The organism is Halobacillus sp. BBL2006, from assembly GCF_000786645.1.
Lineage (GTDB): Bacteria > Bacillota > Bacilli > Bacillales > Halobacillaceae > Halobacillus.
In genome coordinates, this window is the sequence record NZ_JRNX01000172.1 from 1 (window position 1) to 8,084 (window position 8,084).

The window sequence follows — 8,084 nt, forward strand, 5'->3', positions numbered from 1 at the left end:
CCCGCCATAAGGATGTAAAACTTCATCTACCATTTCAATCACTTCTTCCTTTTCATTCATTCTATAATAGTGGTCGAAGGCTCCAATCAACCGCTGAGTAAGCTCTTTATCAAACTGGAGCAATGCTCGAACCCACCATTTCGATGAGCCTGCCCACTGTCTGTTTGTTCTCAGTACAAATTCAGCCGTCTGTTCTGACAGTGCCTGAGCGATAAAAATCCCTTCTGCCCGATCTGCAGATCCGATAAAATCATCAAGGGTATCTGTTAAGAAATACCTTTTCAACCGGATATCCTCCTCGGTCCACGGCTTTGGTCCCTCGTCTAGGATTTGGATAGCCTCTTGCTTTAAAGCTTCGATTCTTCGATCTTCCTTTAAGACTACTCCTTCCGAAACCATGCGTGGCATGGAAGGCCTTGCCCTTTCTATATCACTATCAAAGAACTCTTTATAAGAGGAAAAATTATGGACAAATACTTCAATGGCCCACCCGTATTCATAAGATGATTCCCGGTAGGAAGAAGAAATTTTATCGTCAAAAATAACGATATCTAAATCCGATGTTTTGGTTGCTTCTCCACGAACAACACTCCCTGAGAGCAGTGCTCCCTGACAATCGGGAAAGAACTTGTTTACAAATATTCGTGCGGCATTCATTGCCTCAGGTCTCTCTTTCATCCATCTAATGCCCCTCTCCACTTTTCAAAGATAAGCTTTGCCCTACCATCTAGTTGGAGCGGCAATTGTTCTAAAGAGAAATACTCAAGCGCTTCGCTCTCCCCATCATCCATTCTTAAATCTCCGAAAATATTGGATGCAATAAAGACGGCTATCACATTGTACACTTCGTCACCATTCGGATAGTTGAAATACAAATGCTTTCCAGATAAAGTATCGATGTGTTCGTACTTATATGCCGACAGTCCCGTTTCTTCATAGAGTTCCCTTCGTGCTGTCTGCTCTAAACTCTCCCCTGGTTCCATAGCACCTCCAGGCAGTCCCCACTCTTTCGTATCTGATCGTAACTGCAATAAAACACGATCCTTTGAATCATTGACGATGACGGTAGACCCAACGATAATCAACGGTCTTGTCCCTATATAGCTTCTGATTTCTTTTACATATTCCTTCATTCAGCACCTTCCTTCTTCCTAAAGATCACGAATTAAGTGATAAACTGAGTCAGCCAGGCAATGTATTTCGCCCCTGGGATAAATAAAAGCTGTGCGACCATCGTTCCCAGGAGCCTTGAGGTCACCATCATAATGGAAACATTCTTCAGCGTGGAGTAGCTGCCTTTTTTACGAATCACATTATCAGCCATGACCGAAATTTTTGGATCAACAAAAACTGAAAGTAAGATTGTTGCAACCCCGTTGATCATTCCTGACGCTAAAACAGCTGTGTTGCTTCGCTCTGGTGCAAGCAATCCTGCGTATAGAGCAGATAACACCCCGATCGTGTAGATAGCAGTCACCATCATATTAATAAAAAACAACCGTTTCGGCATGTCCTTCAAAGATACTCCATCCAAATAAGAACGCCTCGGCAAATGCATGAGGTTCAGACCCCTTTTGAAATAGTCAACGGTGAAAACGGTCTTGAAAAGAGAAGGCATAGAACCGCCCTGGTTGGATAAGTGAATGATCATTCGCGAAAATAGAGCCACAAATGTTGGCAGCAAAATGATTCCGACAATCGAACCGATGGTGGAAGCACCGATGATGATACGAAATTGGCTTTCAACAAAACCGGTGGTGCCTGCAGCCTGAGCCTCATCCACCAGGCTCCCTGTAAACGGCTGCTGCAGCATATTCGACATTCTTGAGACGATCACCATGATATTGAATAGGGATAAAGCTGAAGCAATTAACCCTACTCTAGCGCCCGATAAGCGAACTGAATAGGCAAGGGTTTCAATCGTATGGATAATCAAAATGAATAATGCTATGCAGATTACTTTTTCGTTTAAAAATTCCACTTTATCTTTCTCCTGCTCCGCAAACTGTGATGACTCATTTTAACATAATAAGGAAAAAATTACTCTTGTATTTCTAACTACATGACCAGTTTATTATGCTAATAAATTGAACAAACAAAAATAAGAACTTACACTTGCTATAAAGCTTTTACAGAAAGGAAGGTTGATTATGGGACAAACAATAGCAGGCAAAGTCGCCTATATAACAGGGGCAGGCCGCGGTATTGGACGGGCAACGGCCCTGGAGTTAGCTAAAGAGGGTGTTCATGTTGGACTGCTCGCTCGTACAGAAAACCAGCTGAATGAAGTGGCACATGAAGCTGCGAAGCTTGGAGTGAAAGCAAGTGTTGCTACAGCTGACATCTCAAGTATGGATGAGGTAGAAAATGCCATTGAATCCTTAAAGAGTGAAATTGGTCCAGCCGATATTTTGATTAATAATGCCGCTGTTGGGAGCCATGGAACATTGCTTGAAGCAGACCCTGACGAATGGAAAAAAACAATTGAAGTGAATGTCTTCGGGACCTATCACGTGACACGTGCTGTCCTCCCTCACTTGGTTAAGAAAAACAAAGGAGATGTCATCAACATTTCTTCCAGTAATGGCTTGAAAGGTACAGCCGGTTCCACCGCTTACAGTGCCTCTAAATTTGCCGTCCAGGGAATGTCTGAAGCACTTATGCAAGAGGTGCGAAAAAATAACATCCGAGTTCAAACCTTAAATCCAAGCCGCGTTGCCACAGATATGGGCTTTGGAGATCAATTAAGTGAAGCCGATAAAGAAAAATTCATGCAGCCAGAGGATCTAGCTGAATATATGGTAGCCCAACTGAAACTGCATCAGCGCATCTTCATTAAGCAATCTCTGCAATGGGCGACAAATCCGTTTTAAATGATGAAAGAAGACAGTCTGGAATCTACATCTACCAGACTGTTTTTCTTTTATTCTACTACTTGTCTGTTCAATGAGGGATGTAAATAAATGAATGTTGCTAGAGTTGAGATCACGCCGCCCAAAATAATAGGGAACCCCGTACTTAGATGTTCTCCTAGTATCCCCGCTAAAAAAGCAGCGACTGGCATGGATAGCCACGTCATAAATCGGCTTGTCGCTTGTACACGCCCTAAAAGCCTGTCCGGTGTGAGAATCTGACGGATTGTTACAATACATGGACTCATAATTGCTGCTGAAATCGTCCCAACCATATTCATCACGGCTAAACTAATAAACGTCTGGCTTCCCCCGAATAAAACTATAGATATGCCTCCCGTGATCCCGGCAGTAAATAAAATCGTCCGATAGGAGAATTTCCTCTTTAATAGATTGGTCAGAAGTGAACCGGCTACTGCCCCTCCCCCACCAATAGAAAGCAGCCACCCGATTTGAGCCGCATTCATTTGGATAGATAATTTTAGATGGACAATCATCATTGTTAAAAACAAGGTTGTTCCAAACACGGAAAATAGCATGGCAAGATTCGTATATAAGATAGGCTTTTGATTTTTAACAAACACAAAGCCCTCCTTAATTTCAGCCCACCATGTTTTGGGAATCTTACCGTGGACCTCTTCTGCAAGTTTTAGACTAAAGACAGTTAGAAAACCAATGAAAAAACTAGCACTATTTAAAAGAAGCGCCCATCCTGGATGGAAGAAGCTTACCAATATACCTCCTAACCCAGGGCCTATAAAAACAGCCATATTAAAAATGCCTGTGTTCACTGAATTCGCTAACTGTAGGTCTTTCTTTTGAACCAGCCGCGGAATTGAGGCAAATTGGGAGGTATTATAAATTTGAGTAAGGACACCTATCACAAGTGCCCCCACAAACACTTCCCACATCAATAGAAATCCGTTAATATGTAACAGCCCCATCGCCCCAATAATAAGACTTCTAAGTATATCACAGACTAATAGAATCGTTTTTCTATTAAAGCGGTCGGCAATCACTCCAGCAATGGGCTGGATAAGAACTGGCAAGCGTTCTAAGGCAGCGACAATTCCCATGCTCAAAGGAGACCCTGTAATCGCTAATACAATTAGGGGTAATGCAATCATGTAAATTTGATCGCCAAAGAAGGACACAAGATTGCCACCAATAAACCTGAAAACCTGACCATTTGTTTTAAACTCACGGACTTTTCCTAGGGCTTCAAACTTCTCTTCAGCTTGATTCATCGATTTACTCGTTCTCCAAAAATACTTGTAATTCTTTTGGCAAAGTGGTGAGAGCTCGAACATTTAGTTCGTAACGTGAGGATGATGCCGCTACCAGCCTGGCTGATTTCAATAATTTTAAATGATGGTGGATCGTTGTTTTTCCCATCTCCAACCTTTCCGTCATCTCCTGTAGTGTCATACTTCTTTCGCTAAGTATCTTTAACATGCGAAGTCTGATTTCATCTCCCAAAGCTTTATATTTTTGTACGAGCATTTGATTGGGGACATAAGGGTCGTTGGGCTGGATACTCTCATTTGCGACAGGATAATAAAATACCTTGGCCCCTTCGATATCCGCTTCGACGTTCCACGGTCTGTAGATATACTGTGGGATCATAATCACCTTGTAAACGCTAGGTTCTGGCCGATAGGTGACTCCATGTGTAGCCCACTCGACAAAAGCTTCGGCCTCAAGTTTTTCAGCCATCGAATTTTTTAATTCTACATCTCTACTTAAAAGGCGTGACATATCTTCCTGATTTGGTTTAATAACCGTTTCCAGCCACCCTGCCATCACTTTGATCAAGTGGTCCTTCAATTTCTCCACATCTATCGCACAGATGAACGCAATGTATTCTGAAAAAAAAGAATTATCTTTTGTTTGCTTTTGTAATTCTTTCACCGCCTCTATTGAACCTTGTGCAGCCTGGCTTCTTGTATGCTGATAATCTTCTCCAAGGTAAGGGATGGAGATGAGCCTTAAATCGTTTTGGGGAAGTTCTTTGATGTAGGAACGGAACTCATCCATTGTTTGGAAGTCTTTTTGATGGAGCAGCTGAAGTAATGTTTTCCACGTATTTTTCTCACGGACGTATTGAACCTCGGCTTCTAATGATGGGCTCAAGGAATTTCTAACTTCCTCCCACTTTTCTTTTGGATACTCTAGCGTTTGAATTAGGGCATCATTCGTGATCGCAGCAAGTCCTAAGGCTGTCTCCCACAATAAGGATTGTTTCAATTCAATTCGGTACGTTTCTCTTCCTTTTGTACTCGTAGAAAATAATTCCATTTTATCACCTCATTCACATTCTAAACTTATAGAATTAATTATTCAAATTATTTTGAATGAATACATAAAAAAAACACCCACACTATAGAAGGGAGTGCTAGTTTTGATATAGAGTGCACCGATACCTGGTCACACCTTTATACTTTTCACCAAGGCATTTCACTTCAAATCCAAGTTTCTGATAAAAGCCTACTGCATCACCATCCGTTTCAGCCGATAACTCTCTTAAATTATATTGTTCAAGGAAAAACTCAATCATTCTTTCGCCAATCCCCTGGTTCCTATAATTCGGCGAGACTGCAATTTGTTGGATGACAGCTTTGTGTTTCGTAGAGAACTTTATTCCGATGCACCCGGCAAGAATCCCCTCCTTTTCGTATAGAAAGGGATTGTTCTTCTGACTCAAGATATTGAAACATCGACTGTTCAGCTTTACTCTCTGATGTCGCTAAACTTAGGAGCGGTTTGATGGCCTGAAGATGATCGGCCGAGGTAAACCTTCTTATTGTGATCGACTCCTTTTTAAAACAATCGTTTGATTAAATAAGTTAACGAACAACAGCTCCAATGGAACGGTCTTAAGCGGGTTTAACGGATACTTAGACAAGTTCCGATAGACTGCTCAGAGGCTTGGTTCAAAAAACGTTTCCTGCTCCATCCCAGCATAAGGAGCTCTCTGTGAAGAAATCATTCCTCTACTCTTCTCCTCTTCCCATGTAAATTTTTTAAATCGTACCACAGCCCCAATAGGAAGTAAATACCATCTAAGATGTATAATAAATGTTAGTTTATGTACGCTTCCTTCAGATTGAAGCCTACTCTATCTCAGCTTTAATTAAAAAACGATGCTGCCTCACCTCGAAATATCCCCGGTCCTTTATCATTTCATAAATGGTATATAATTCCTCTTCGTATTTCTCCAAGCTGAAATCTGGTACTTGCCATGGGATAGCTTTTAAGTAATATACAAGAGCACCGATGTCATAAAAGCGCTGGACGGGGTATTCTTCGCGACTCGAGGTTAATTTGAATCCATGATCTTTAAGACCTTTCATCGCCTCTGTCAAGTTCCATTCTTTGTACTCGTTATCCATAGCTCCAAGCGTTTCGTTGATTCGTATACAATCCAGTCCGCCCACTTGCTGGGTCAAAAAAGCTCCTCCCGCTTTCAATACTCGTTTTACTTCAGAGGGGTCAAAAGATTCGTGCTTATTGATCACTAAACCGAACGTATCATCTTCAAAAGGGAGTTGGTCATTTTCATTAATCTGATTAACCTCTATCCCTAATGGTTAAAGACGTTTTTGGGCAATAGGGACATTCGGTTCGTATCCTTCTGTCGCTGCCACATGGGCGGGTAAAGGTCGAAGCTGGGATAAAAATTCTCCTCCGCCAGTTCCCATATCCAACATAGACGTTGATTGTTTCATTAACGGAAGAACCAGACTACCGTAAGACCATGATAAAGCTCCATTTTGAATGCGCCCGGTCTCTGTTACGAATGAAAAATCCCAACCACTGAACGCTTCGTCCATATCTTCCAAATCATTCATAAATTGTTCATCTCCGCGCATAATCCCAAACCCCTTTCCACAATTTGAACTATTTTCATCATACCATTTTTTTCTTATATCCCCTCTTAGTATCCGTTCTTACCTCTATCTCCTACGGAAGTCATAATAGACGAATCAGTAAATAAGTCCCTTTCATTTCCAAATATGAATAAAGTTTATAAATTCGGGAACGAGGTATTAATGAAAGACTATGAACTGAATCAAAATGCGGAAAATAAATGGAGGTATAAGACCATGCGAAGGTCATTAATATCCTTGATTCTCCCTTCTTTCAATGAAGAAGAAAATATTCCATTGATTTATGAAAATCTACATAACATCATGTCACTGGTTAACTATGATTATGAGCTTATTTTTATTGACGATGGAAGCGAAGACCAGACGCTTGATTCCATTCAAGATCTGGCAAGAAAACACCCGCACGTGAAATATGTGTCGTTCACTCGTAACTTTGGTAAGGAAGCGGCTTTATTGGCTGGCCTGCAGAAATCCCAAGGTGACGCTGTTATCATAATGGATGCAGATCTTCAGCACCCTTGCTTCCTCATTCCCGAAATGATTGATGGCTATGAAGAAGGCTATGATCAAGTCATCGCAAAACGGAATCGAAATGGCGAATCTCCATTAAGAAAAACGCTTTCGACCCTGTTTTATAAAGGGATCAATCATTTAGTCGATGTGACACTCAAAAATGGCATCGGTGATTTCCGTCTGCTGAGCAGACCTGTAGTGAATGATATATTAAAGTTAAGTGAAGGCAATCGTTTTTCAAAAGGATTGTTTGCCTGGGTAGGCTATGATGAAAAAGTCATCAATTACGAGAATGTTGCGCGTCAAACAGGATCATCGAAATGGTCGCTGTCTAAATTGTTAAACTATGCGATTGATGGACTTGTTTCGTTTAATACGAAGCCGCTTCGTATTTGTTTATATACAGGCTTGTTTATTCTATTCATATCGCTTGGTTACATTGCCTTCATCTTTCTGCAAATTGTAAGAAACGGTGTTGATGTACCAGGCTATTTCAGCACAATCTCTGCTATTCTTTTCCTTGGGGGCGTACAGTTACTGAGTCTTGGCGTCATTGGGGAGTATATCGGAAGAATGTACAATGAAGTGAAGCGACGACCGCATTATTTAGTAAAGGAATCCAATATTCATGAATCTAAAGATAAAATCTCTCAATAATGAGCTGACCAGGTTTGTCCTGGTCGGAGGAATCAATACATTCAATTACTATTTCATTTTTCTATTGTTTCATAACGTTCTCAATGCTCATTATATGGTGGCTCACATCACC

At 41.2% G+C, this 8,084-nt stretch carries 8 protein-coding genes and 1 pseudogene; 2 read left to right on the top strand and 7 right to left on the bottom strand.

From position 1 onward, the window contains the following. From LD39_RS06175 to LD39_RS06185, 3 genes are all read right to left on the bottom strand, one after another. The coding region (locus tag LD39_RS06175) for a nucleotidyltransferase domain-containing protein (RefSeq protein ID WP_035544047.1) at nucleotides 1–678 on the bottom strand (678 nt) is incomplete at its 3' end. After that, nucleotides 675–1,133, bottom strand: a complete 459-nt coding sequence (locus LD39_RS06180) for an NUDIX hydrolase (protein WP_035544049.1) — start codon at nucleotides 1,131–1,133, stop codon at nucleotides 675–677. The genes LD39_RS06175 and LD39_RS06180, both read right to left, overlap by 4 nt. A gap of 32 nt (nucleotides 1,134–1,165) precedes the next feature. Then, nucleotides 1,166–1,981, bottom strand: a complete 816-nt coding sequence (locus LD39_RS06185; protein ID WP_035544051.1) for a lipid II flippase Amj family protein — start codon at nucleotides 1,979–1,981, stop codon at nucleotides 1,166–1,168. Nucleotides 1,982–2,150: 169 nt separating this feature from the next. On the opposite strand from LD39_RS06185, the gene LD39_RS06190 reads away from it, so the two are divergent. Continuing rightward, nucleotides 2,151–2,873, top strand: coding sequence for a 3-ketoacyl-ACP reductase (locus LD39_RS06190; RefSeq protein ID WP_035544052.1), 723 nt, complete (start codon nucleotides 2,151–2,153; stop codon nucleotides 2,871–2,873). A gap of 50 nt (nucleotides 2,874–2,923) precedes the next feature. On the opposite strand, the gene LD39_RS06195 is transcribed toward LD39_RS06190, so the two are convergent. From LD39_RS06195 to LD39_RS06210, 4 genes and pseudogenes are all read right to left on the bottom strand, one after another. Next, nucleotides 2,924–4,159 (bottom strand): MFS transporter, encoded by a 1,236-nt coding sequence (locus LD39_RS06195; RefSeq protein ID WP_035544054.1) that lies wholly within the window; start codon nucleotides 4,157–4,159, stop codon nucleotides 2,924–2,926. Between the two features lie 4 nt (nucleotides 4,160–4,163). Further along, nucleotides 4,164–5,210 (bottom strand): metalloregulator ArsR/SmtB family transcription factor, encoded by a 1,047-nt coding sequence (locus tag LD39_RS06200; protein WP_035544057.1) that lies wholly within the window; start codon nucleotides 5,208–5,210, stop codon nucleotides 4,164–4,166. 97 nt (nucleotides 5,211–5,307) lie between these two features. Further along, a complete protein-coding gene (locus LD39_RS22010; protein WP_197061399.1) occupies nucleotides 5,308–5,616 on the bottom strand; it encodes a GNAT family N-acetyltransferase in 309 nt (102 codons plus the stop codon). 409 nt (nucleotides 5,617–6,025) lie between these two features. Further along, nucleotides 6,026–6,784: pseudogene (locus LD39_RS06210) on the bottom strand (class I SAM-dependent methyltransferase). 234 nt (nucleotides 6,785–7,018) lie between these two features. Between LD39_RS06210 and LD39_RS06215 the strand changes: the two are divergent. Continuing rightward, nucleotides 7,019–7,972 (top strand): glycosyltransferase family 2 protein, encoded by a 954-nt coding sequence (locus LD39_RS06215; protein ID WP_035544061.1) that lies wholly within the window; start codon nucleotides 7,019–7,021, stop codon nucleotides 7,970–7,972. Nucleotides 7,973–8,084: the final 112 nt, after the last annotated feature.